This window comes from Hydrogenophaga sp. IBVHS1 (genome assembly GCF_002127265.1).
In the GTDB taxonomy this organism is placed as follows: domain Bacteria; phylum Pseudomonadota; class Gammaproteobacteria; order Burkholderiales; family Burkholderiaceae_C; genus Hydrogenophaga.
Window position 1 is genome coordinate 222,415 of the sequence record NZ_NFUU01000003.1, and the last position, 24,015, is coordinate 246,429.

Below are 24,015 nucleotides of genomic sequence, written 5' to 3' on the forward strand. Positions count from 1 at the left end.
CGCGCCCGTCAGCGCGGCGGGCTGGCGGCCGCAGGCGACACCAGCACCTCGCACTGGAATTCCACCTCGGGGTAAATGCCCGCCAACAGCACGGGCGCGGGAGGGGGCGCCTCGCACCGGTAACGTGTGACTTCGCGACTGTTGTAAACGTCGAGGTAACGGACCCGCGTGTCCTTTGCCGCAGGTTCAAACACAAAGGCGTAGCCCTGAGCGTCCTGGTAGATGCGCTCCTCCGCGCCATCGAGGCTGCGTCTCACGTGGGTCGTCTTCAGCCCCTGCACCCCTGAGGCTTGGCCACCCGAACCCATGAATCGAACGCGCTGCCAGCTCCCGTCGCGCACCCGGATTTCCTCGATGTTTCCGGCGTGCAGGTATTTCGGCATGGCAAGGCCCTGCGGATCCTCTACCGGGCCGGGTGCGACCCTGACGTCGGGCGAGTGACCCACCAGCGAGGGAATCAACAAACGCGCCTGGGGTGGCACGGCAATGGTCCGCATGCCCAGGGTCACCATCTGTTCGTCCATGGAGTCGTTCACGAATTTGACCGCTGCCATGGTGGTGGGTGACAGCGTCGACTGGCCCAGTTCGGGTGAGTAGCGCGTGAACGCCAGCCGGCCCCGCGAAAGGCCGTAGTGCGCCGTGCCAGCAGCGTTGATCACCCCAGAGCCCTGCCCCCCATGGCTGGCCGACAGGTGGGCGCCGATGGGCCCGGCTCTGCCACTGAACTGGTGATGAAACGAAGGCGGTGCCGAGCCCGTGCCGAACTGGCCGGAGATTCCCTGAGAAATTGTGGCTGGCGCACCCCATACGTCGTCGAGGCGCCGAGAGTAGCCCACCCCCAGATCGGTGCGTCCGTCTTGCGCGTTCAGTGAGGAGTTCACCATGGTGCCCTCGGCATCCAGCATGAAACTCAGGAAGGCAAACACCGCCCGGGTGCCCGACGGTTGCATCTGCCTCAACCCGATTTGCAGATGCGTACGGTTTGCGCCGATGTTCAGCGGTATCGAGGTGCGCAACAGCATCTGCCGGCTGGACAATCCACCGCTGCGCGATGCGCTCACACTCAGGTGAATGGGCCAGCGCGAATTCAACCAGCTCGCTTGCACCGAGGTGCGTTCCTGCGAAACGCTGGCGTAACACAGCGTGCGGTCCATGGAGCAGGGGAGGGTCGCCGTCCCGCTGTTCCAGGTCGGCGCGCGGTAATGCAGGTGATTCACCCCGGCTTCGAGCACGTCCAGCAGGCGCGTGGAGGCATGGCCGCTGAAGGCGAACTCTCCCCGATGGCCAACCGTTACGCTGCCACCCCACCGGCCCTCGTGGGGCACCAAGCTCAAGCCCAGGCGCGCAGCCCCGCCGGAGCTCAACTGCATCGCCGCCTGCCAGTTGAACGCCTTCCAGGGCTGGGCGCGCACGGCCGTCAGCAACAGACCCTCCTTATGGGAAGCAATCGCCAGGCCTGGATTGGCCACCGTCTGGCCCAGTTCAAACCGCCACGAGTCGGCCTGGCCGCCGCTGAATTCGCTGCCGACCACCGCGGCCTGAAACGTCTGACGTTCCCCGCTCATTTCCTCCGTCTGGACATCGACGAAGTTGCCCGGCAAGCCGGGCAGCGAGATGACCTGCTCGCCCAAACCCAGCAAGGCCGAATACAACTGCACCCCGTTGGCGCTGATGGTGACCCGGGCCGGCGCCAGCAACGTGATGCGAACTTGCGCCACTTCGCCAGGCCGCAGCATGCGCCCCTCGGACCGGACCGCGAAACCCAGCAAGCGGGGCCGCACAAAGAATTGTGTGGCGCTGGCCTCACCCCCCAGGCCACTGGCTCTGAAGAGTCCGGCATGCGCCGCCGCGCCGCTGAAAAGCCGTGTGCCCCACACCAGCAGGTTGGGTGTGATGGCGCCACTCTGCCGCGTGCTGCCCGCCAGCAGATCGTATTCAAGGTAGTTCTCGCGCGAAGACACCATGCCCTGCGTCGAGAGGCCGTAGCGCAAGCCCGAGCTATTCTTCGACTGAAAAGCCCAGCTGGTCGAGGCGTAGGCACTGCCCAGCAGGGCGAGTTCGCCGTCTCTGGCCTCGGGTGCCCGCGGCTCGCCTGACAGCAGCGAAACGCGTCCCTGCTCATCCGCATCCAGCCAGATCGGCAGGCAGTCGGCCGAACGCTTCAGCGGCAGGCAACTGCTGGATCCGAGTTCGAATTCGGCCCGATCCACCCACGCCCGCGCAGCGCGTGGATGCACACCGAGCTGGCCCAGAAGCCCTGTCAGTGGCTTGCTGGTGGCACGAGCGACGACCACGGTGTCGCCGGCCTGCACAGCTTGCGCCATCTGGCTGCGCACCAACAGCACCATGCCGGGTTGCGGTATGCCCTGGAAGTGAATGAGCTGCTCGACAGAGCGCGTCTGCAGGGTCTCAAAGCCTGGTGGCGCCAGGCGCTTCACCGAGACTTGCGCGTGTGCCGCCAGCGCCACCCCGAACTGCGCCGCCCACAGCACCAAGACCCGCAACTTGAACGGCATGCCGCATATCCCCTCGCCTCAGGGAGGGACGGGAATCAGGAGCGCCTGCGGCAGACTCTGCTGGCTCAGGCTGGGCTTCAGCAGAACGCCTAGAAACGGTGCGTTCGGGGCTGGAATCCGCAACTCTTCGTCCATCACCGCAGACTGCCGGGGGAAATCTCGCAGCATGTTGCAGGAGTTGAGCGATTGCTGCGCGTTGTCGCACCCATAGCCCCCCTGCAAATACACGTGTTGCCCGCTGCGGTTGCTCAACCGCCACTGCCCCTGATCATCGCGTCTGACCACGAACATATCCGGCTTCACGGTCGCTGCGTTTCTCGCACCGACCGACACCAGCACTTCATGCGCCAGCAAGGTGCTGGTGGCCATGGCACTGCCAGCGCCTTCTGCCACCAGGTTCGAGACATCACGCAGTTTCAGGTAGAAGCTGCGGTTGGTGCCTTCGAGCTTGCGCGCATCGGCCACCACCCGAACCGCAAACGAGCTGTTCGGGTGCAGCACGAACTCCGCCGGATACACCGAGAGCACCGGGCCACTGTCGGGCGCCCGCTCACGCCGGCCATCCTGTGCGAGCAGCGCGGTGGTGCTGGCGCGCAGGTACACCGGCTGAGGCGTGGGATTGGTGGCCACCACGGTGGCCACGTACCGGTTCGACGGTTCCAGCAACAGCATGCTGGACTCCATGTACCAGGCTTGCTGTGCCTGCACGGAGACCACCGGCAGGCACAGCAGCGTGACCGACAACCATCGAAGCCGTTGCCGCCACATATTCAAACCTTCAGTTCGGCGTGGCGGTGATGGTCACCTGGCTGAAGTAAACGTTACCGTTGGTGGGCAACAGGCCGTCGATGATCACCCCACCGTCGAGGTCCATCGCATGGATTGCCTTTCGCATGTTGCCCCCACCGCACTGGCTGGCATCCGAAAACCCATTGGGAACGATCTGGGTGGGCAGAGTCGAATCCATAACGGTGTTGAAGCCCGGATTGGCAACGGACTCCATCGACAGCTGGTATCCCAGGATCGAGCCGCTCGCAGCCCGAGCCACAGGCCGCAGGGTAGTGGCGCTGTATTCATTGGCCGTCACCGTCAGGCCGACGGCGCCGCCGTAGGTATCCACCACGCAGAAGTTGTCCGCCACGCCCTGAACTGGGGTGCCTGGGCTGGAAGTGAACGCGTTGATCATGCCGGAATCGATCGACACCGTGGCGTCAAACAGACCCAGCACCTGCACCTGGCGCAACCCTGTGGCGTTGAACGTGTTGGTGAAACTGCCGGTCGAGGTGGCGCCCAGCGTACCCTGCTGGGCTGCGAAGGCGCTCGAACAAGCAATACCAATAAGGGCAGCAAGGATTCGATGGGTTTTCATAACATGACCTCTTGAGTTGGATAAGGGGAATTCATCTTTGCCCACATCGGATCATTCCGATGCGCTGCGGAACCAAGCGGCGTTCTGCCTGCTTCGGCAGACAAGAAGCCGACACCAGACCGAATGCTTCCGCCAGGCGGTCGATTGAACTGACCCGTAAAAGCCCCTCAAGTTGAGGGATCGGGGGTCGATAGTTTGGGCATGTCCAAGTTATTGCCCCGCCCAAACCGCCTGTCAGCCGCCCTGCTGGCGGTGGGCTGGCTGCTCACGCCCGCGACGGGCATGAGCGAGAGCGTCCTGGGTGGGGCGTCGCGCCCGGCCAGCGCCGCTCTGGACTTCCGCATCGTCATTCCCCCGGTGATGCAGGTGCTGGAAAACAGCCATCCCAGGCAACTCGACACCTTCGCCGACGGTGAGGCGAGCGCGCTGCAACGGCTGGTGGTGGTGTCGAACATGAAGCGGGGTTTTTGCGTGTCGCTGCGCCAGGACGCCGCCCCGATCGGCACCTGGGAGGTGCAAACCGCCCCACAAAGTGGCATGCAGCTGAGCCTGGTGGCCAACGGCTACCGCCTCTGTGGCGCCCAGCCAGGGCGCTACACCGTGCTGATTCAGCACCGCTTTCGCAGCAGCGACGGCAGCCTCGACGCTCTGAACTGGCCAGTACAGACCGACATCTCGGCGATCTGAACCGCCATATCTGTGGAACGAGCGCGCCAAACGGGTTTCCGGATGTAAGCATCGCACACAGCCTAATAGCCTTCCCGAGCCGGTTTTATGCTGCAGTGCGTCATTTTGAGTTGCACTTAAGTTATCGTTTTGAACGCGTCGGAGAGGCCCGGGTAACGCCGCCGACCTCTTCTGACGCGCTGGCGGTCCAGATGAACGGTTTTGGGTGTTCAGGGCGGTTCTCTATGTACTGCGCCATGGCCTGCAGAAGTCCGGCCATGTCGGTGAAGCTGTCACGTCCGATTTGCTCCTCCGGAATAGCCGACAGGAACCGCGTGACGGTCTTCAGCCAGGACGCACTGGAGGGCGTGAAGTGCATGACAAAGCGCGGGTGTCTGGCCAGCCAGGCCAGCACCTCCGGGTGTTCATGGGTTGCGCTGCTTTCGGCAATCAGGTGCAACGGCAGGTGCCTGGGTGTCTTGCGATCGATCAGGCGCAAGAATTTCATCCAGGTCTCGTGGTGATGCCGGGCCTGAAACACGGAGGTTCTTGCACCATTCAGCAGGTTGAGCGCGGCAAACAGAATGGCAAGGCCACTGCGCTGGGGGTCGCGGCTCGTGGTGCTGGCGCGTCCGGGTTTCGCCGGCAGACCCGTCAGCACCAGCGCGCGCTCAGGCGGGTTCAGGTAGAGCCCCACCATATCGATCGGCCTGTCTCGCGAGCGGCGATGAGATCCTGAGACGGGCTCCTGCAAATGCGGCTGGATGCCGTTGCGCTGCCACACCCGGCGGATGGTTGTGGGGCTCAGGCCCAGCTCTGATGCGAGCGTGCGCGTGCTCCAGTGCGCGGCCTCCGCCGGTTGCTCGCGCAGCGTCCTGCTCACGATCAGCGACTCGACCGACAGCGTCACGCTGGGCGTGCGACCCGAACGCACAGCGTCTTGCAGCAACGCCTGCACGCCGCCTTCCATAAACCGCCGTCGCCACATGGCCACCTGCCGCCGGTCGAGCTTGACCGCATCGGCGATGTCCTTGTTCTGCCAGCCCTGGGCCGCCAGCAGGATGACGCTGGCGCGTTGCTGCACGCGGGCCTCCACCCGCCGCCCCTTGGACAGTTTTCGCAGTTCGCGCTCGGTTTGCGCATCCAGGTCAATCGGCTCTGCCACTCGCATCGAATCATTTTCCGCAAGGCTCGAAATGGCAGCGTAACGATAAGTTCCATCAATTAAGGCGCAAGGCCTTCCGCTGCCTCGACACCGGGCCTCATACGTGGATTGATGCCCTGCAAATTCCTGTGCAGTAAATCAAAGCTCGTTACATGCGGCCGCCGTGCGTGACCTAAAAAAGGTGAAACGCCAGTGCATGAATGAACGCATGCCGGCGCAAGACCAACTCAATCAGGGTGTCCATGTATGTCGTGCTTCAACCACCAGCAAATATTCCTGCGCGCCAAGCGAGTGCATGCCGTGCACCCGCTTGGGGCCTGTCCAACGATTCACGCCATGGGCGGCAGGTGCTGACATGAGCACCGCAATCGCCCGCCCGCAGGAGAAACCCCCGCCGGCTGAAGACCGGCAGGGCACCGTCGTCCCTCTCTACAACGAGCACGACCTCGCTCGAAGTCTCGCTCCGTGGGCCAACCTTGCGCAGCGGCAGAACGAGGTCAAAGCCTGGCTGGTGCTGACCGACCTGAGCGTGCTCGGGTTCTGCTTCATCGCCGGGCGCCTGCCTGCATGGTTTCGCGACGAAGCAAACTTCTCGCAGGCCATGAACGTGTGGTGGGCCGCCAATGGTCACCTTCGCACCACGCTGTTCGCTGTGATCGCGCTGGCGATGGTGAGCTGGATGTGGACCGTGCAGGGCCACTACGCGGACCACCGCCGAAAACCCTGGTGGGACGAAGCGCGCCAGATGATCCAGGTGGTTGTGCTGGCGGCGCTGCTCGACGCCATGGTCATCTACCTCGCCAAGTGGCCGCTCTCTCGGTTGTGGACCGGTGCCACCTGGGGTCTGGTGCTGATCTGTCTGCCGCTGGCACGGCTGGCCATCCGCACCTACCTGTTGCGTGCCGGTCTGCTGACCCAGCCCTACGTGCTCATCGGTCATCCCGACGACGTTGAAAAAGCCGCCGCCGCGCTGGCGAGCGAGCCGCTGCTGGGCTACCAGCCTGTGGCCGTGGTCTGCCCAGACCCGGGCGCGCGGCTGGTTGAACTCGGCGGCGGACAAGTGGCCGCGCCCACCGCGCTCACACCCGGCGTGCGCGAGTTCCTCGCCCGACCCGCACCCCACCAACTGGTGGGCGTGCTCGGCATCCGGGACAACAACTGGCTGCGCGAACTCGCGCAGGAACTCATGCTCACGCGGGACGACCTGGTCATGGTGCCGGCGATCGGTGGCCTGCCCATCTACGGCATGGAGGTCTCCCACTTCTTCAGCCATGAGGTGCTGCTGCTGCGCGCCCGCAACAACCTCAACCGCCGCGGCCCGCAAGTGCTCAAACGTGCGCTCGACATCGTGGGCGCCACCGTGCTGCTGGTGCTGCTCTCCCCATTGTTTGCCTGGGTCGCATGGCGCATCCGGCGTGAAGACGCCGGCCCCGCCCTGTTCGTGCAGAAGCGCGTGGGGGTAGACGGCCGGCTGTTCGACTTCTTCAAGTTCCGCAGCATGGTGATGGATGCCGACGGCGCGCTGGAGCGCTGGAAGACCGAAAACGAAAAGCTCTACGTGCAATACCTCGCCAGCAATTTCAAGCTCGCGCAGGACCCTCGCATCACGAAGATCGGTCACTTCATCCGGCGCACCAGCATCGACGAGTTGCCCCAGCTCATCAACGTCCTGCGGGGCGACATGAGTCTGGTCGGTCCGCGCCCACTGCTGGCCCGCGAGCTGGGCGAGTACGGCAAAAGCATCGCCGCTTACGGCAAGGCGCGACCCGGCATCACTGGCCTCTGGCAGATCAGCGGGCGCAGCGCCAGCACGTTCCAGCACCGCATCAACATGGACCTCTGGTACGTGCGCAACTGGTCGCTCTGGTACGACCTCGTCATCCTGCTTCGCACCGTGCGCGTGGTGTTCAGGCAAGAAGGCGCCTGCTGATTCAACCCACCCACGTCCCTCCCATGAACACACCTGAAACCATCTACGTGGCAGGCCATCGCGGCATGGTTGGCTCGGCCATCGTGCGCCAGCTGCTCGCTGCCGGCCATCCCGCCGACCACATCGTCACCCGCACCCGCGCTGAACTCGACCTGACCGACCAGGCGGCCGTGCGCGCCTTCTTTGCACACACCAGACCGCAGCAGGTGTACCTCGCCGCGGCCAAGGTGGGCGGCATTCATGCCAACCACGTCTTCCCTGCCGACTTCATCTACCAGAACCTGATGATCGAGGCCAACGTGATCGAAGCCGCGTTCTGCAACGGCGTGCGCAAGCTCCTGTTCCTCGGGTCCAGCTGCATCTATCCGCGGCTCGCCGAGCAGCCCATGAGCGAACAGGCGCTGCTCACCGGGCCGCTCGAAGCCACCAACGAGCCTTATGCGGTGGCCAAGATCGCCGGCATCAAGCTCTGCGAAAGCTACAACCGGCAATTCGGCGCCAGCCACGGCGTCGACTACCGCAGCGTCATGCCCACCAACCTCTACGGACCGGGCGACAACTACCACCCTGAAAACAGCCACGTCATTCCTGCGCTGATCCGCCGCTTCCACGAAGCCAAGGTGTCCGGATTGCCAGAGGTCGCGATCTGGGGCAGCGGCACGCCAATGCGTGAATTTCTGTATGTGGAGGACATGGCTGCCGCCTGCGTGCACGTGATGAACCTGCCCAACGCCGTCTACCAGCTGCACGCCCAGCCCATGGTCAGCCACATCAACGTGGGCTACTGGCCCGACGTGACCATCGCCGATCTGGCCCACAGCGTCGCCCGCGCCACCGGCTTCACCGGCGAGATCCGCTTTGACGCCAGCAAGCCCGACGGCACGCCCCGCAAGCTCATGGACAGCAGCCGCCTGCAAAGCCTGGGCTGGCACGCCAAGGTCGATCTGCACCGAGGACTGGAACTCACCTACCAGGACTTCCTGGCGCACTCGCCCCCCACCCCCCTTTCCGCCTTTCGCCCATCCACCACTCAGTGAGGAACGAACCATGACCAAGAACCCCCCCTATTTCAAGGCCTGGCCCAAGGTAGCGCTCATCACCGGCATCACCGGCCAGGACGGTTCGTACCTCGCGGAGCTGCTGCTCGAGAAGGGCTACATCGTGCACGGCATCAAGCGCCGCAGCAGCCAGTTCAACACGCAGCGCGTGGATCACTTCTACGAGGACCCACACATCGACAACGCACGCTTCCACCTGCACTACGGCGACCTGAGCGACACCAGCAACCTGATCCGCATCGTGCAGGAAACCCAGCCCGACGAGATCTACAACCTGGGAGCACAAAGCCATGTGGCGGTGAGCTTCGAGAGCCCTGAATACACAGCCGATGTCGATGGCCTGGGCGCGTTGCGCCTGCTGGAGGCCATCCGCATTCTCGGGATGGAGAAGAAGACCCGCTTCTACCAGGCCAGCACCTCCGAGCTGTACGGTCTGGTGCAGGAAACGCCGCAGAAGGAAACCACGCCCTTCTACCCGCGCAGCCCCTACGCCGTGGCCAAGCTCTACGCGTACTGGATCGTCGTGAACTACCGCGAGGCCTACGGCATGTACGCCTGCAACGGCATCCTGTTCAACCACGAATCGCCACGCCGGGGTGAAACGTTCGTCACCCGCAAGATCACGCGCGGCCTGGCCAACATCGCGCAGGGCCTGCAGGACTGCCTCTACATGGGCAACCTCGATTCGCTGCGCGACTGGGGCCACGCCAAAGACTACGTGCGCATGCAGTGGCTGATGCTGCAGCAGCAGAAGCCCGAAGACTTCGTCATCGCCACCGGTGTGCAGTACAGCGTGCGCCAGTTCATCGACATGGCCGCCAAGGAGCTGGGCCTCACCCTGCGCTTTGAGGGCGAAGGCGTGGAGGAGCGGGCCATCGTGGAAGCCGTCGAGGGCGACAAGGCCCCGGCGCTCCAGCCAGGCGACGTGATCGTGAAGGTGGATCCGCGCTACTTCCGCCCGACCGAAGTGGAAACCCTGCTGGGCGACCCTTCCAGGGCCAAGAACAAGCTGGGCTGGGTGCCGCGAATCGCGTTGCAGGAAATGGTGACCGAAATGGCGAGCGCCGACCTGAACGACGCACAGCGCCACGCCTTGCTCAAGAACCACGGCTACCCGATGGCGGTGTCCAGCGAACACTGAACCACGGATCTTCCCGATGTCTGTCCCTCACCCCTTGCGCACACCGGCTGTCGGCGCGTCGTCCATCGCGCGGCGCATCGCCACGGGGGCGGGTGCCTACGGCTATGCGCAGGGGGTCAGCATCGGCACGCAACTGGTGTCGCTGCCGCTCTTCCTGCACCACTGGGACATGGCCACCTACGGCTACTGGCTGGCGCTGACGGCGCTTCCCTTCTACCTGTCGCTGGCCGACGCGGGCATCTCCACTGCCTCGAGCAACCAGATGATCGGCCTGATTGCACAGGGCCAGAAAGCGCGGGCGGCCGAGGTGTTCCAGAGCGCGGTGGCGTTCCTGTTGTCCATCTCGCTGCTGGTGCTGCTCATTGTGGGCGTTGCCCTGCTGCTGCTGCCTGCCACCACGCTGCAGGCTCCGCACTGGAAAACCGTGATCATGCTGCTGTCCTTCAGCGTGGTGCTCGGCCTGTTCTGCAGCCTGGCCGAGGTCATCTACAAGGCCACCGGCGGCTACGCAGCGGGCACCTACCTGGTCACCACCGGCCGCCTGGCCGAATGGTTGGGCGGCATCACGGGTCTGGTGCTCACGCAGAGTTTCATCGGGGTCGCCGCCTCGGCGCTGCTGGCGCGCCTGGGCTACACGCTGCTCTGCATCTGGTTGAGCCAGCAGCGCACCGACTTTCTGCGCTGGGGCGTGCAGCGTGCCAGCCTGGCCGATATCAGGCAGGCCGCGAAGCCGGGCATGCTGTTCCTCTCGCTCACGCTGACCAACGCGCTGAGCCTGCAAGGCTTCACCTTGCTGGTGGCCGCCACGCTTGGCCCCGCCGCCACCGCCGTGTTCAACACCTACCGCACCCTCGCCCGGACCGTGGTGCAGCTCACCAGCGCCCTCAGCAACCCGCTCTGGCCGGAACTCACCGCGCTCAAGGGGCACCAGAACGACAGCGCCTTCTGGAAGCTCTACCGCCGGGCCAACCGCCTGGGCCTGCTGATGGCCGCCGCGGGTGCGTTGCTGGTGTACCTGATCTCTCCCTGGTTGCTGCACATCTGGACCCACGGCCAGATTCCCTTTGCCGCCACCGGCATGGCGCTGTTCCTGCTCTACGCCGCCGTGTGCTCGGCCACCCAGGTTCCGCGCGTCGTGCTCATGTCGATCAACCGCCATGCCGGTCTGGCCTGGCAGAGCCTGGCCGCCGCCGTGGTGGCGCTGCTGGTGGCATGGCTGGTCTGGGACCACACCGGCATGACCGGCGTGGTGGGCGCCATGTTGCTGGGCGAGGCGCTGGTCTGGTTCACCGCCACACGCGCGGTGCGCCACCTGCGAAGCGCGAGGGCCGCCGCATGATCGTCGACCTGAACCACACCGCTCCACCCGACACGCCGAATGATGTCGTCATCGTCGGTGGTGGCACGGTGGCCCTGTTGCTGGCGGTGCTGCTGGAGCGCCAGGGCCAGCGCGTGCTGGTGCTGGAAACCGGTGGTGGCAGCTTTGAAGCGCCCGCGCAGGAACTCAACGACGCGACCGTCATCGGCAGGGCCCACAGCGGCATTTCCGTGGCCCGGGGACGCGCACTGGGTGGCACCTCCAACCTCTGGGGGGGCCAGCTCACCGGCTTCATCCGCTCCGATTTCGAGGCACGCCCGGGCGTGTCCGATGCGCCCTGGCCGATCGACTTCGACGATCTGCAGCCCTGGTACGAAGCCGTGGCCCGAGAGCTTCGCCTGGCCGATGTGCTCGATGAAGGCACGCCGCAGGCACACAAACTCTTCGGCGACCAGTACCCCGATATTCCCGGCTTCACCCTGTTCCTCACCCGCTGGCTCAAAGAGCCGGCGCTGGCGCGGTACTTCCATGAACGCCTGCAGAACGCGCCCGGGCTCACCGTGCTGCTGCATGCGCACGCCACCGGCCTGGACCTGGCGCCGGACGGCAGCCGCGTGCTGGCCGTGCGTGTGGCGCTGCCCGACGGCACCGCCACAGCCATCCGCGGTGAGCGTTTCGTGCTGGCCAACGGCACCATCGAAATCGCCCGCCTGATGCTTGCCTGTGCGGCCGAACAGCCACAGGCTCCCTGGGCCGGCAACCCGTGGGTGGGCGCGGGCTTTCAGGACCACCTCGAAATGCGTGGCGGCCGGGTGCACCTGCTGGACAAGCCCCGCTTCCTGCGCACTTTCCAGAACATCGTGCTGGGGGGCCACAAGTACCAGCCCAAGCTGCGGCTGAACACCGACGCGGGGACCGTCGGCGCCGATGCAGCGCTCAACGTCACCGGCTACTTCGCGTTCGAGTCCAGCATCAGCGAGCATCTGCAGCACCTGAAGGTGATGGTCAAGTCGCTGCGGCGCGGCGGGCTGTCGCACCAGGGCATGGGCGACATGCTGCGCCACGTCCGTGGCATGGGCAGCGCCTGGGTGCCGATGATCGTGCAGTACCTGCGGCATCACCGCATCTACAACCCGGCCGACCGCGGTGTCTGGCTGGTCATGCATGCCGAACAGCTGCCGCGCCAGGACAGCCGCATCACGCTCGACCCCGAGCGCAGGGACCGCTTCGGCATGCCACTGGCCACGCTGGACTGGCGCATTGGCGGCCAGCCCGAGGTGCGGGCCATGGCCGCCTTTGTGCGCCGTGTCGGTGAGAGCCTGCAGGCGGCCGGGCTGGCCCGCGTGGAGATCGATGCGCTGCTCGACGCCGAAGACGCTCACGCGCTGGACCGCGCCACCGACACCTACCACCAGTGCGGTGGTACCCGCATGGGACACCACGCGCGCGACGGCGTGGTCGACAGCGAGCTGCGCGTGTTCGGCACCAGCAACCTGTATGTCGCCGGTGCCGCCGTGTTCCGCACCTCCAGCTACGCCAACCCCACGTTCACCGCGCTGGCGCTGACCGCGCGGCTCGCCGATCGGCTTCACCTTGAACCGGCCCACGCATGAAGATGGACCAACCCACCGACTTCATTGCCCAGCGGCTGGGCTTTGGCTGCGGCCGTCTGAAGGGGGGCGCTGAAAAGGCCCACGCCCTGCGGCTCGTGCATGCGGCGCTGGACCTGGGCATTCGACACTTCGACACCGCGCCACCCTACGGCCTGGGCACGTCCGAATCCGTGCTGGGCGAAGCCCTCAAGGGCCGGCAGGAGGTCGTCACGGTGTTCACCAAGGCGGGGCTCGCCCGGCCTTCATCGCCCGGCCTCATGCAGACGGCGCGGGCGATCGTCAAGCCGCTGGCCAACCACATCCCCGGCCTGCGCCGGGCGGTGCTGCAGGGCCTGGCGCAGCGCGCCACGCCGGCCAGTTTCAACCCGGACTCCATCGCCCGATCGTTCGAGACCAGCCTGCGCTTGCTGCAACGTGACCGGGTGGATGGCCTGCTGCTGCACGAGGCGCAACCCCATGACACGCTGGCTCCCCTGAAGCCGCTGTTCGACCGCTACGTCGCCCAAGGCCAGCTGGTGGCCTATGGCTCCTCGACGGGAGGACCATTGGGCGACCTCGTGCGCTTTGGTGCGGTGCTGCAATACCGCTGCCCGGTGCCCGGCACCGACGACATGCCTGACGCGCCCACCGATGTTCTGCACGGTGCGTTCCGCTTCATTGCACCGGCCATCTCACGGCAAATGGAACGTGACAGCCAGCTCACAGACGAGCTGGCCAGCCTGCTGCCCGCGGGCACAGACCCGGCCGCAGCCACCGGCACCCTGGCCCTGGCCTACGCACTGGCCCGGTGCCCCAACCGCCTGCTGTTCTCCACCAACCAGCCGCAGCGCCTGGTCACCACGCTTCAACACATCCGGCACGTCACAGGCTCGGCCCGGTGGCGGCCTGCGATGCAGACCCTTCACGCGGCCCTCGCGCAGACAGGTGACCTATGCGCGGCCTGAACACACAGTTGTCGCGCTGGTTTCTGGGCGGCTCCATCTACCTGACGGGGTGGTACTACGAAGGCCCGGCGCTGCAGGCTTCCCAGATGGGGGCCATCAGCCTGCTGCTCATGGCCGGCTTCTTTGCCGCGCTGTCTGGCGGCACCCTGCGCATTCGGCCCAGCCTGGTCGAATGGATGTTCGCCACCGCCTTCCTGTTTGCCATGCTGGTGGCCTGGGTGACCGGCAACGTGCTGTCGACGATGTACGGTGCCATGTTGCTTCTGGTGCTCACGGCCGTTGCATTTCTGGTTCGGCACCGGGGTGCGGCCGAGCTGGTCGCCGTGTTCCGGTGGGCCTACGTGGCGCTCATCGGCACAGTGCTCGCCCTGGAGTCCCCGGCCTGGTTCGCCTCGCTCTCGGGCAGTGTGGAATACGGCCTCGGACTGGTTCGCTACCAGCCGCTGGGCATGCACCCCAACCTGAGCGGGCTGGTGTACGGCGGTGGTGCGCTGCTGTTCTTTCAGCGCTATCTGGCCACGCACAGAAGGACCGAAAAAGCTTTTGCAATGGCCATGGTGGTGCTGTGCCTCTGCGTGTTGCTGGCCGCATCGGCACGCGCCGGCATGCTGGCGCTGGCCGCCGCCGGATTGACCGGCATCAGCCTCATCGCCTTGCGCGGCTCCCGCCGTTCGCGCGTGAGCCTGGTGCTGGTTGCGTTGATCGGCGTGATGGTCATTTTCTTCAAGCGGGCGGACATCAAAGAGTACCTGTCGCTCATCCTCGACCTCGACTCGCCCACCCGCGGTGTGGACTCCGGCGCCACGGGGCGCACCGATATCTGGCGCGCCGGCATCGAGCTGGTGTTCTCCGACGCCGTGCTGCTTTTCACCGGCCGGGGCATCCGCTCGGCGCTGCCCGAGGTCATTGGATTTCCGGTCGAAAGTTCATACATCAACCTGGCACTGGAACACGGGCTGTTCTTCGGCTCGCTGATCGTGCTGGCGTTCGTCGTCACCGCCTGGCGCGCGCTCCAGCAAGGCCTGCAGCCGGGCCAGCACCGGTACCAGCTGTTCATGGCGGGGCTGATGCTGGTCTTCATCCTGGCCCAGTCCATCTTCAACCGTTACCTGATCGGTGTGGGCAATCCCTATTCGCTGTGGATTCTCGTGTTGACCCTGCAGCTCAACCTCGGCCGAGTCCACCGCACTTTGCCGGTCAGGCGCGAGACCTTCTCTTCTCTGAACATCCCTCGGACCACCCGGATCGGAGCTTGATATGACACGCAGACAAACAGACACCACGCTGATGCTGTTCATTGCGACCGCATTGATCACCCTGTCGCACCTGGATGCCTTCGTGCCAGACAAACGCATTGCCACGGGCGGCGCCATCGGCAATTCCCTGTTCTTCTTTCTGTCGGGCTTTGGCCTGGCGATGAGCCTGAACGGCGCCGGCAAGGACGCCTCCGCGCCGTCGCTGCTGGACTACCTCGAGAAACGTGTCCTGCGCCTGTACCCCGCGGTGCTCATCGTTGCCTGCGCCATGCTTGCCATCGGCATGATCCGCATCACAGGCATCGCCGACCTCGCGAAGATCTTTGTCTGGCCGACACCGTTCTGGTTCATCTCGGCCGTGATGGCGTTCTACGTGCCCATCTTCTATCTGGCGCGACTCAAACCCGCTGGCATCGCTACGGCCATGGCGCTGCTGCTCATTCCGTACGCCTTCTTCTACAGCCAGCTGGACCTGTCGACGTTCGTTGTTGAGGGCGACGACTATTTCAAGTGGATCAATTACTTCGGCATCACCCTGCTGGGCTGCCTGGTCGCGCGCCTGCAGATGACGCCCAGAGCCAGCCTCTTCACCATCGCTTCTTTGCTGATCTCGTTGCTGTTGTTCCTGGTCACCAAGCTCACGGTGTTCCGCTACGACCTGGGCCACCTGCAGTTCGTGTTCCATGTCCTGCTGTACCCCATCGTCTACTTCAGCTTTCATCTCTTTGCATCTGAATCGGTGCTCCGGCCCCTGCGGGCCACACCGCTGTTCCCCGCCATCGCGCTGCTGGGCGGATTGACGCTTGAGATCTATCTGACCCAGACCGCGTGGATCCATTGGCTGGAAGCGCAGAACTACGACTTCGGGTATGCCGTTCTCCTGTTCCTCGCGTTGGTGCCCCTGGTGATTTTTTCGGTGGTGACGCGATGGCTGTCCACCCGCATGACCGCAGGCGCATCGCGATTGCTCCACCCCGCAACGGCCTGACCCACCGAATCCGCTGGACCCCCACATGACCTTCGTCTTCTGGCACTCCTACCTGATGTTCCACCAGGCCGCCTACATCCGCGAGCTGGCGAACCATCCCGGCAACACTGTGCACTGGTGTGTGACCCAGGACCTGCCCGCCTACTACCGCGACCGCGGCTACCCGCTGCCCGACACCGGCAAGGTTCAGGTGCACGCGGCGCCCTCGCCCGAGCAGATCGCCGAACTGGCCACGCTGCCCGACTCGGTGCAGGTCTTCTTCGGCCTGCGCGGTTTCGCGCTGCCGCTCTGCGCCTTCAAGGCCAGCCTGGGTGCTCCGGTGCACCGCTTCCTGATGACGGAAAACCGCTACGAGGCGGGCGCGCGGTTGTGGCCCCGCTGGCTGCTCTACACCTGGGACGCACTGCGCTATCGGCGCCATCTGAGCGGTGTGTTCTGCATCGGTCATTCCGGTCGCTACGGCGGCGAACGGTTCTTCTCGTCCTGCGGTTACCCCAGGGATCGCATCGTGCCCTTCCTGCACGTGGTGGACAGCAAGCCCGTGCAGCACCTGCCCGTGCAGCGCGACCACAAGGAGATCCTGTACGTGGGCCAGCTGATCGCGCGCAAGCGGGTCGACCTGCTGCTGAAGGCGTTCAGCCAGCTCGCGCTGCCATCGGCCCACCTTCGCATCATCGGCGGAGGCGAAGAAGAGCAGAACCTCCGGCAGCTGGCCAGCGAGCTCGGCATTGCCGGGCGGGTCAGTTTCTCGCAGGCGCTGCCCAACGCCAGGATCCTGCAGGCCATGGCCGCCGCCGACGTGCTGGTGCTGCCGAGCCGTTTCGACGGCTGGGGCGCGGTCGTCAATGAAGCCCTGATGGTGGGCACGCCGGTGATCTGCAGCGACCGCTGCGGAGCCAGCGACGTGATCGAAAACGGACACAACGGCTACGTGTTCGAGGCCGACGACGCCGACGCCCTGCTGCAGCGCCTGCACAGCTTCTTCGAAGATTTCCAATGGAACCGGGCAGAACTGGCCAGCGCGGAATCGCTCCGGCTGGGCGGCGTGGCGGTGGCCGCACGCTTTCAGCGCAACACCCGGCGATTGCTCGCCACCTGTCAACCCACCCCGCAGCCGCATGGCGTGCCCACTTCTCAAAAGATGCTGAAAAAATGAACGTCGGCATTCTCACTTTCCACTTCAGCGACAACTACGGTGCCGCGCTGCAGGCCCATGCCTTGCGCCGCTGGTTGACGGAGCAGGGCCACCACGCCAGCTTCATCGACTACCGGCCCGCGCACATCGAGCACGGTGGCCGGCTCAGCGCGCCCACGTCGCCGGCGAAGATCAAGGCCAATCTGAAGGTGGTGTACCTGGCGGTGTCTTCGTTCATCCACCAGCACTTCGGTCACCGGGGCCAGAAAGAAAAGTTCGTCCGGTTCAGGGAACATTTTCTGGGTGTGCGGAGCGACGCCGCACCCACGGACAACGGTGCATCGCTCGCCGCGGCGCAGGCCTACGACCTGATCGTGGCGGGCAGCGACCAGATCTGGAGTCCATCCCAGCATTTCGGTTTCGATCCGAACTACTTTCTGTCCTTCGCCCATGCGTTCCCGGCCAGAAAGATCTCTTACGCCGCCAGTTTCGGCAGAGACCGTGTGTCCACGGCAGAGGCCGCGCAGCTGCCCCGCTTGTTGCGCAACTTCGATGCCATTTCGGTGCGCGAAGCCTCGGGCATCACACTGGTGGAACGGGCCACGGGGCATCGGCCTGCCAACGTGCCGGATCCGACGCTGCTGCACAGCCACTACCCGGAGCTGACCGAAGGCGCAACGTCCGCACCTGGCGACCCTTACATCTTCTGCTACGGGCTGCGTTCGCCCGACAACATCCGGCAGACCGCCGACGTCGTGTCGAAGCAGCTGAATTGCCCGGTCCTCTCGCCGCACAACCCGCACCGGCGCTGGTCGGAGATCGGCACCACCGTGTATCCCGATCCCGGCGAGTGGGTCTCTCTGGTGAAGAACTCGCGTTTCGTGGTGACCAATTCCTTCCATGGCACGGTGTTCGCGCTGTTGTTGCGCAAGCCTTTCATCGTGGCCGGGCTGACGGGCGAAAAAGCCGCCGCCAATGCCCGCGCCACCCACCTGCTGCGCGCCGTGGGGCTGGAGAACCGTTTCGCGCCGTCGTTCTCGGCGCAGAACGTGGAGGCACTGATGGCCAGCGAGATCGACTGGGCTGCGGTGGACGCGAGACTGGCGGAGCTTCGGCAGGCTGGCAATGCGTTCCTGAGTTCGCAATTGAAGGCGGTCTTCCCATGAGCGATTCGGCGATGGACTTCAGTTCGCTGCAGTACCGCAACCGGTTCACCGCCGCCTCCAAGCTGCGGCGGCTGGCGTGGGAGGTGGTGTGGCTGCTGGCTTTCCGGACCACGCCCCGCTGGGCGCTGCACGGCTGGCGGCGCTTCCTGCTGCGCGCGTTTGGCGCCCAGCTGGGCACCGGTTGCCGCGTCGCACCGTCGTGCCGCGTGTGGGCGCCCTGGAACCTTGCCATGGGCGAGTTCTCCGTGCTGGGTGATGGCGTGGACTGTTACAGCATGGACCGCATCACCATCGGCTCCAAGGTCGCCGTGAGTCAGCGAACTTTCCTGTGCACCGGTTCGCACGACATCCGTTCACTGGCCCGGCCACTGGTCACCGGCCCCATCGTGATCGAGGACCACGTGTGGATCGCCGCCGAGAGTTTTGTCCATCCGAACGTGGTGATCCGGGAAGGCGCCGTCATCGGGGCGCGCTCGGTGGTGCTCCACGAAATGCCCGCCTGGTCGGTCTGCGCTGGACACCCTTGTCAAAAGATCAAGGACCGTGTGGTGAGGGAGCGCCATGCTTAACAAGCTCGTCAAGGTGGCAGGCATCTTCAGCGAAGCCATGCGCGACGCCGTGCTGTTCCTGCGCTTCAACTCCTACTCGCCGTTCGCGGACAAGTCCAAACGCGCGTTCTACAAAATCATCATCGAGGCCCACACGATCGAGAAGGGACTTTCGCTGCGGCATCCGAAGATGCTGTTCGGCAAGGACAAGATCCGCTTCGTCATGGCCGCGCTGTCGCGCTACGACCTCCAGCACTCGCCGGTGCCTGCCCACATGTCGCTGGGCGCGTTGGACGCCTACGTGAACTTTCATGCGCGGGCCGGCATGTCCGATCCCTTTCTCGACGAGATCACGGGTTACCTGAAAGGCTGGGAAGCGCGGCTGCCGAAGCCCTGGAAAGGCGGCACCCGGGACTACTCGTTCCAGACCCAGCCGCCCGGCAGCCTGCAGCACCTCATCGCCAGCCGCTCGAGCGTGCGCACGCTGCGCTCCTCGCCGATCGACCCCGACCGGATCGTTGAAGCGATCTCGCTCGCACAGATGGCGCCTTCTCAGTGCAACCGCCAGTCCAGCCGCGTGCACACCTATCGGGATCCCGCTCTGATCAAGGAACTGCTCGCGCTGCAAGGAGGCTCTCGCGGCTTTTCGGAATCGGTGGGCAACCTGTTCGTGGTGAGTTCGGAGATCTGCGCCTGGGGTGGCCCCGGCCAACGCAACCAGGGGTATGTCGACGGCGCGCTGTTCGCCATGTGCCTGCTGCTGGCCTGCCGATCGATGGGCTGGGGCGCCTGTCCGCTCAACCTGGCCATCGACCACAAGACCGAATCGGCGATCCGCCGCGTGGGCGGCATTCCTGCGGGCGAGCGACTCATCATGATGATCGCCTTCGGTGAACCCGTCGCGCCCGAAACGACGGTGGCCTTTTCGCCGCGACGGCCCGCGGCTGAAATCGTGACCGTTCACTGAGGAGATCACCATGAGCATCACGGCGATCATCCTGACCTACAACGAGTCGCGCCACATCGCACGGGCCATCCTGTCCATCAAGGCGTTCGCGGACCAGATCTGCGTGGTCGACTCCGGCTCCAGCGATGACACCACCGACATCGCCAGAGACCTGGGTGCCGAGATTCACACCCACGCGTTCATCAACCAGGCCAGGCAGCTGCAATGGGCGCTCGACCACCTCGACATCCGCGGCGAGTGGGTGCTTCGCCTGGATGCGGACGAGATCATCGAGCCCGATCTCGCCCGCGAGATCGCCGAGGAATTGCCCCGGCTGCCGCGCGACGTGGCGGGCGTCAATCTCCAGCGCAAGCACATCTTCATGGACCGGTGGGTGCGCCACGGCGGGCGCTTTCCACTCGTGATGCTGCGCCTGTGGCGCCGCGGGCAGGGCCGCGTCGAAGACCGCTGGATGGACGAGCACATGGTGGTTTCTGGTGGGCGCACCGTCACCTTCAACGGCGGCTTTGCCGACCACAACCTCAACGACCTGAGCTATTTCACGAGCAAGCACAACCAGTACGCCACGCGCGAGGCGATCGAAGTGCTGAACCAGCGGCTGGGGCTGTTCGCCCGGGACGACGCACTCAATGCCCGCAGCGCTTCGTTTCAGGCTTCGTTCAAGCGCTGGGTCAAGGAGCGCCTTTACAACCGCCTGCCGTTCACGCTCAGTGCGCTCCTGTATTTCCTGTGGCGCTACTTTTTCCAGCTGGGTTTTCTGGATGGCCGCAGCGGGCTGGTCTACCACTTCCTGCAGGGCTACTGGTACCGCTTTCTGGTGGGCGCGAAGGTCATGGAGCTGGAGCGCGCCGTGGCCCCACTGCGCGACAAGGCCGCCATCTGTGCCGAGTTGAGCCGGCTGACCGGGCACAAGCTGGTGCCGCTGAGCGAAGCCGTGGCGACCCCGGCTGTCCGCGACAACCAGCTCGCACCCCGACTCTGAAGAGGAACCCTCATGCACATCCCCACCCCGACCCGGCCGATCCCCTGCGCACTGGCCGCCCTGTGCCTGGCATGGCCGGCCTGGACGCACGCCAATGACGCGTTGATCTGCCTGGACGCCACCACGCCCGAAGGCGCCACGCAGGTGGGCGCGCTGCAACCGCTGTTCCGGGATTGCCCCCGGCTCGCGGACGTGGACTTCACAGGGCGGGCCGACGGGCACAAGTACTACAGCGGCGTGTATTCCACCCCGCTCAAGGACAAGAGCTTTTATGAACAGGCCCACGATGGCGTGGTGATGCAGCGGGGTGGCGTGCTGGCCACCGTGAAGACGAACTCGACCCTCGGCGGACAGTTCCCCTTGCTCAGCGGGGCACGGCCGTTCTACATCGAAGCCCAGGTCGCGACGTCTTCCAACCACCGGGACAACTTCCCCGCCGTCTGGCTCATGCCGATCGAACACAACCCGCGGATGGAAGACGTGTACGAAGGCGATCCGAAGGGCTTCGAGCGCTGGTTTGAACTCGACATCGACGAAGGCGGTTTCGGACCCGGGGGCCACCACACCGCCATCTCATGGTCCGGCATCTGGCCCAACTACAAGAAGATCCAGAACCCCAACCCGACGTCGAAGATCCCGCTGGACAGAACCCAGCCCAACGTCTTCGGGGTGTCGTACTCGCCCGAGACCCTGACCGTCAGGTGGTGGCTGAACGGCAAGCAGGTGCTGGAAGCGGCCCATCCCTACGTGCCCGAAATCGCCCGACGGCAGAACTTCTACCTGATCGTGTCGGCGCAGAGCCACAAGAACATCAGCCACTACCAGATGAAGTTGCTGGGCGTTCGCGCTTTTGTCGGCGAGGCTGTCCAGAAAGGCAGCAGCGCTGCAGCTCCCGCAGGTCCATCCACCACGAAAGGCTCGCCATGAAGCTGCTCTTCTACGGCATCAACTTCGCCCCCGAACTCACCGGCGTGGGCAAATACACGGGCGAGATGGCGCGGTGGCTGGCCAACGCCGGGCACGAGGTGCGTGTGATCACCGCGCCCCCTTACTACCCCGACTGGAAGGTGAGCTCCGGCTACAGCGGCCGGCAATACCGCACCGAAACCTGGCACGGCATTCAGGTGATGCGAACACCGGTGTGGGTGCCGCACCGCCCGGGCGGCCTCAAGCGCCTGCTGCACCTGGCCAGCTTTGCGCTGAGCAGCCTGCCGGTGCTGTGGGCCCAATGGCGCTGGAAGCCCGATGTGGTGTGGGTGGTGGAGCCGCCTTTGATGTGTGCACCCGCCGCGGTCGCGTTTGCCTCCCTGCGCGGTGCTGAAAGCTGGCTGCACATTCAGGACTACGAAGTGGACGCCGCGTTCGATCTGGGGCTCATCAAAGGCAACACCCTGCGCCGCTGGGTGCAACGCGCCGAGCGCTGGCTGATGCGCCGCTTCGACCGCGTCTCCACCATTTCCGGCCGCATGGTGGACCGCGCGCTGGGCAAGGGCGTGGAGGCCGAGCGGATCGTGCACTTCCCCAACTGGGTCGACATCCACGGCATCGCGCCGCTGGCCACGCGCAGCGCCTACCGGGCCGAGCTGGGCCTGGCGCCAGACGCCATGGTCGCCCTGTATTCCGGCAACATGGGCAACAAGCAGGGTCTGGAAATACTCGCCGATGTGGCACGCCTGCTGCAGGACGATCCGCGCATCCAGCTGGTGATCGGTGGCAACGGCACCGGACGCGATGCGCTGCAGGCGCTTTGCGCCGGCCTGACCAACGTGCGCTTTCTGGACCTGCAGCCGCTGGAGCGGCTGAACGACTGGCTGGGTCTGGCCGATGTGCACCTGCTGCCCCAGCGTGCCGATGCGGCGGATCTGGTGATGCCTTCCAAACTCACCGGCATGCTGGCCAGCGGGCGCGCCGTGCTGGCCACCGCACAACCCGGGACCGAGCTGTGCCGGGTGGTGGAGCAGGACGCGGCCTGTGGCCTCGTGGTGCCGCCGGAGAACCCGACGGCCATGGCCGACGCGCTGCGAACGCTGGCGGCCGACCCCGCGCTGCGCGCCGAACTGGGCGCCAACGGGCGCCGCTATGCCGAAGCCGAGCTGAGCCAACGGGCGATCCTGCGCCGCTTCGAGTCGCAGTTGCGGGATCTGGTGCAGGGAGTGCCTGCATGACGCAAGCGGCATTCAAACGCCTCGCCTGGGTAGCCCTGCTGCTCGCACCAGCCTACGCGCTGGCGATGTGGTCGCCTGTGCGCGACGGGTACCGCGAGGTGGACAAGCTGGCCCACGGGCTGGTGTTTCTGGCGGTGTACGCGGCGCTGGCCTGGGCCTTGCGCTGGAAGCCCTGGGCCCTGGCCGCCCTCGCCTGTGCGCTTGGCGCGGCGGTGGAGGTGCACCAGATGTTTTTGCCCGACTTCTCCGCCAGTTTCAACGACTGGCTGGCGGACGCGGTGGGCATCGGCCTGGCCTGCGGCGCCCACCTGCTGTGGCGGCTCAACGATGACAACCCGGAGGCGCTGCGCGCCAGGAGGTACCCAACATGAAAACCACTCAACGGGCCCTATGGGCCATGGGGGCAGTGGCACTGGCCACCGCCCTGCCACTGCAGGCGCAGATGGCCACCGGCGCCGTGGCGACGCCCGCTTCCGTGGACGCACGGAGCGCCACTGCCCCCCTGGAGGCGCCGACGACGATCGACTCGAATTACCGCATCGCGCCCAACGACCTGATGGAGTTCGACGTGTTCGGCGTGCCCGACATGAAACGCGATGTGCGCGTGAACGCCTCGGGCGAACTGTCGCTGCCGCTGATTGGCGCGGTGCCGGTGGCGGGGCTCACCTCGCAGGCCGCGGAGCGTCTGATCGCGGAACGGTACAAGGAGAAATACCTGATGGACCCGCAGGTGTCGCTCTTCATCAAGGAGTTCACCACGCAGCGTGTCGCCATCGAAGGCGCGGTGATCCGGCCGGGCATCTACCCGGTCACGGGGCAGCTCACCCTGTTGCGCGCTCTGGCCTTGTCGGGCGGGTTCGCGCCCTACGCCGACATCAACCAGATCGTGGTCTACCGCAACGGCCCCGTCGGCGCGCGTGAGCAGTTCATCCACGATCTCGACAAGGTGCGCGCTGGCCAGGCAAAGGACCCGGACATTCGCCCGGACGACGTCATCGTGGTCCAGCGCAATGCCCGGCGCGCGGCCCTCCGGGATTCGCTCTTCAGCGACATCCTGAACACACTCAACCCGTTCAAATGAGGGGAGG

General features: G+C 65.5%; 22 protein-coding genes. 18 read left to right on the top strand and 4 right to left on the bottom strand.

Annotated features, from left to right (window positions below; all coding sequences use genetic code 11):
* Window positions 1-8 precede the first annotated feature (8 nt).
* From CAP37_RS18970 to CAP37_RS18980, 3 genes are read right to left on the bottom strand one after another with little or no spacing between them, the layout of a single operon-like run.
* Window positions 9-2,516, bottom strand: coding sequence for a hypothetical protein (locus tag CAP37_RS18970; RefSeq protein WP_086125861.1), 2,508 nt, complete (start codon window positions 2,514-2,516; stop codon window positions 9-11).
* Between the two features lie 18 nt (window positions 2,517-2,534).
* The gene (locus tag CAP37_RS18975; protein WP_179190284.1) at window positions 2,535-3,284 is read right to left on the bottom strand and encodes a hypothetical protein; all 750 of its coding nucleotides are present in this window, start codon (window positions 3,282-3,284) and stop codon (window positions 2,535-2,537) included.
* Between the two features lie 10 nt (window positions 3,285-3,294).
* Entirely contained in the window at window positions 3,295-3,885 is a 591-nt protein-coding gene (locus tag CAP37_RS18980) for a hypothetical protein (protein ID WP_086125867.1), read from the bottom strand.
* 201 nt (window positions 3,886-4,086) lie between these two features.
* On the opposite strand from CAP37_RS18980, the gene CAP37_RS18985 reads away from it, so the two are divergent.
* Entirely contained in the window at window positions 4,087-4,572 is a 486-nt protein-coding gene (locus CAP37_RS18985) for a hypothetical protein (RefSeq protein ID WP_086125870.1), read from the top strand.
* 121 nt (window positions 4,573-4,693) lie between these two features.
* Here CAP37_RS18985 and CAP37_RS18990 read toward each other — a convergent pair whose 3' ends face one another.
* Window positions 4,694-5,722, bottom strand: a complete 1,029-nt coding sequence (locus tag CAP37_RS18990) for an IS630 family transposase (RefSeq protein ID WP_086125873.1) — start codon at window positions 5,720-5,722, stop codon at window positions 4,694-4,696.
* A gap of 349 nt (window positions 5,723-6,071) precedes the next feature.
* On the opposite strand from CAP37_RS18990, the gene wbaP reads away from it, so the two are divergent.
* From wbaP to CAP37_RS19075, 17 genes are read left to right on the top strand one after another with little or no spacing between them, the layout of a single operon-like run.
* Complete coding sequence (wbaP, locus tag CAP37_RS18995; protein ID WP_179190286.1) at window positions 6,072-7,646, top strand: undecaprenyl-phosphate galactose phosphotransferase WbaP; 1,575 nt, start codon at window positions 6,072-6,074, stop codon at window positions 7,644-7,646.
* 23 nt (window positions 7,647-7,669) lie between these two features.
* The gene (locus CAP37_RS19000; protein ID WP_086125879.1) at window positions 7,670-8,683 is read left to right on the top strand and encodes a GDP-L-fucose synthase; all 1,014 of its coding nucleotides are present in this window, start codon (window positions 7,670-7,672) and stop codon (window positions 8,681-8,683) included.
* A gap of 10 nt (window positions 8,684-8,693) precedes the next feature.
* Window positions 8,694-9,845 (top strand): GDP-mannose 4,6-dehydratase, encoded by a 1,152-nt coding sequence (gmd, locus tag CAP37_RS19005; protein WP_086125881.1) that lies wholly within the window; start codon window positions 8,694-8,696, stop codon window positions 9,843-9,845.
* Window positions 9,846-9,861: 16 nt separating this feature from the next.
* Entirely contained in the window at window positions 9,862-11,184 is a 1,323-nt protein-coding gene (locus CAP37_RS21770) for a lipopolysaccharide biosynthesis protein (RefSeq protein ID WP_179190287.1), read from the top strand.
* On the top strand, window positions 11,181-12,776 hold the full coding sequence (locus CAP37_RS19015) for a GMC oxidoreductase (RefSeq protein ID WP_179190288.1): 1,596 nt from the start codon (window positions 11,181-11,183) through the stop codon (window positions 12,774-12,776). Before CAP37_RS21770 ends, CAP37_RS19015 begins: the two co-directional genes overlap by 4 nt.
* 2 nt (window positions 12,777-12,778) lie before the next feature.
* A complete protein-coding gene (locus tag CAP37_RS19020; protein WP_218776884.1) occupies window positions 12,779-13,720 on the top strand; it encodes an aldo/keto reductase in 942 nt (313 codons plus the stop codon).
* Window positions 13,708-14,976 carry an O-antigen ligase family protein gene (locus tag CAP37_RS19025; RefSeq protein ID WP_086125892.1) on the top strand — a complete coding sequence of 423 codons (1,269 nt, stop codon included), beginning with the start codon at window positions 13,708-13,710 and terminating at the stop codon, window positions 14,974-14,976. Before CAP37_RS19020 ends, CAP37_RS19025 begins: the two co-directional genes overlap by 13 nt.
* Before the next feature lies 1 nt (window position 14,977).
* Window positions 14,978-15,964 carry an acyltransferase gene (locus CAP37_RS19030; RefSeq protein WP_086125894.1) on the top strand — a complete coding sequence of 329 codons (987 nt, stop codon included), beginning with the start codon at window positions 14,978-14,980 and terminating at the stop codon, window positions 15,962-15,964.
* A gap of 25 nt (window positions 15,965-15,989) precedes the next feature.
* A complete protein-coding gene (locus tag CAP37_RS19035; protein WP_086125897.1) occupies window positions 15,990-17,120 on the top strand; it encodes a glycosyltransferase in 1,131 nt (376 codons plus the stop codon).
* On the top strand, window positions 17,117-18,265 hold the full coding sequence (locus CAP37_RS19040; protein WP_179190289.1) for a polysaccharide pyruvyl transferase family protein: 1,149 nt from the start codon (window positions 17,117-17,119) through the stop codon (window positions 18,263-18,265). The genes CAP37_RS19035 and CAP37_RS19040 overlap by 4 nt, the downstream gene beginning before the upstream one ends.
* Window positions 18,262-18,834, top strand: coding sequence for a putative colanic acid biosynthesis acetyltransferase (locus CAP37_RS19045; RefSeq protein ID WP_086125903.1), 573 nt, complete (start codon window positions 18,262-18,264; stop codon window positions 18,832-18,834). Before CAP37_RS19040 ends, CAP37_RS19045 begins: the two co-directional genes overlap by 4 nt.
* Window positions 18,827-19,780, top strand: coding sequence for a nitroreductase family protein (locus tag CAP37_RS19050; RefSeq protein ID WP_086125906.1), 954 nt, complete (start codon window positions 18,827-18,829; stop codon window positions 19,778-19,780). The genes CAP37_RS19045 and CAP37_RS19050 overlap by 8 nt, the downstream gene beginning before the upstream one ends.
* A gap of 10 nt (window positions 19,781-19,790) precedes the next feature.
* Window positions 19,791-20,762 carry a glycosyltransferase family 2 protein gene (locus CAP37_RS19055; RefSeq protein WP_086125908.1) on the top strand — a complete coding sequence of 324 codons (972 nt, stop codon included), beginning with the start codon at window positions 19,791-19,793 and terminating at the stop codon, window positions 20,760-20,762.
* A 12-nt stretch (window positions 20,763-20,774) separates the two neighbouring features.
* Complete coding sequence (locus tag CAP37_RS19060) at window positions 20,775-21,689, top strand: hypothetical protein (protein WP_086125911.1); 915 nt, start codon at window positions 20,775-20,777, stop codon at window positions 21,687-21,689.
* Entirely contained in the window at window positions 21,686-22,927 is a 1,242-nt protein-coding gene (locus tag CAP37_RS19065) for a glycosyltransferase WbuB (protein ID WP_086125914.1), read from the top strand. The genes CAP37_RS19060 and CAP37_RS19065 overlap by 4 nt, the downstream gene beginning before the upstream one ends.
* Complete coding sequence (locus CAP37_RS19070; RefSeq protein ID WP_086125917.1) at window positions 22,924-23,298, top strand: VanZ family protein; 375 nt, start codon at window positions 22,924-22,926, stop codon at window positions 23,296-23,298. Before CAP37_RS19065 ends, CAP37_RS19070 begins: the two co-directional genes overlap by 4 nt.
* Window positions 23,295-24,008, top strand: coding sequence for a polysaccharide biosynthesis/export family protein (locus tag CAP37_RS19075; RefSeq protein ID WP_086125920.1), 714 nt, complete (start codon window positions 23,295-23,297; stop codon window positions 24,006-24,008). The genes CAP37_RS19070 and CAP37_RS19075 overlap by 4 nt, the downstream gene beginning before the upstream one ends.
* Window positions 24,009-24,015 lie beyond the last annotated feature (7 nt).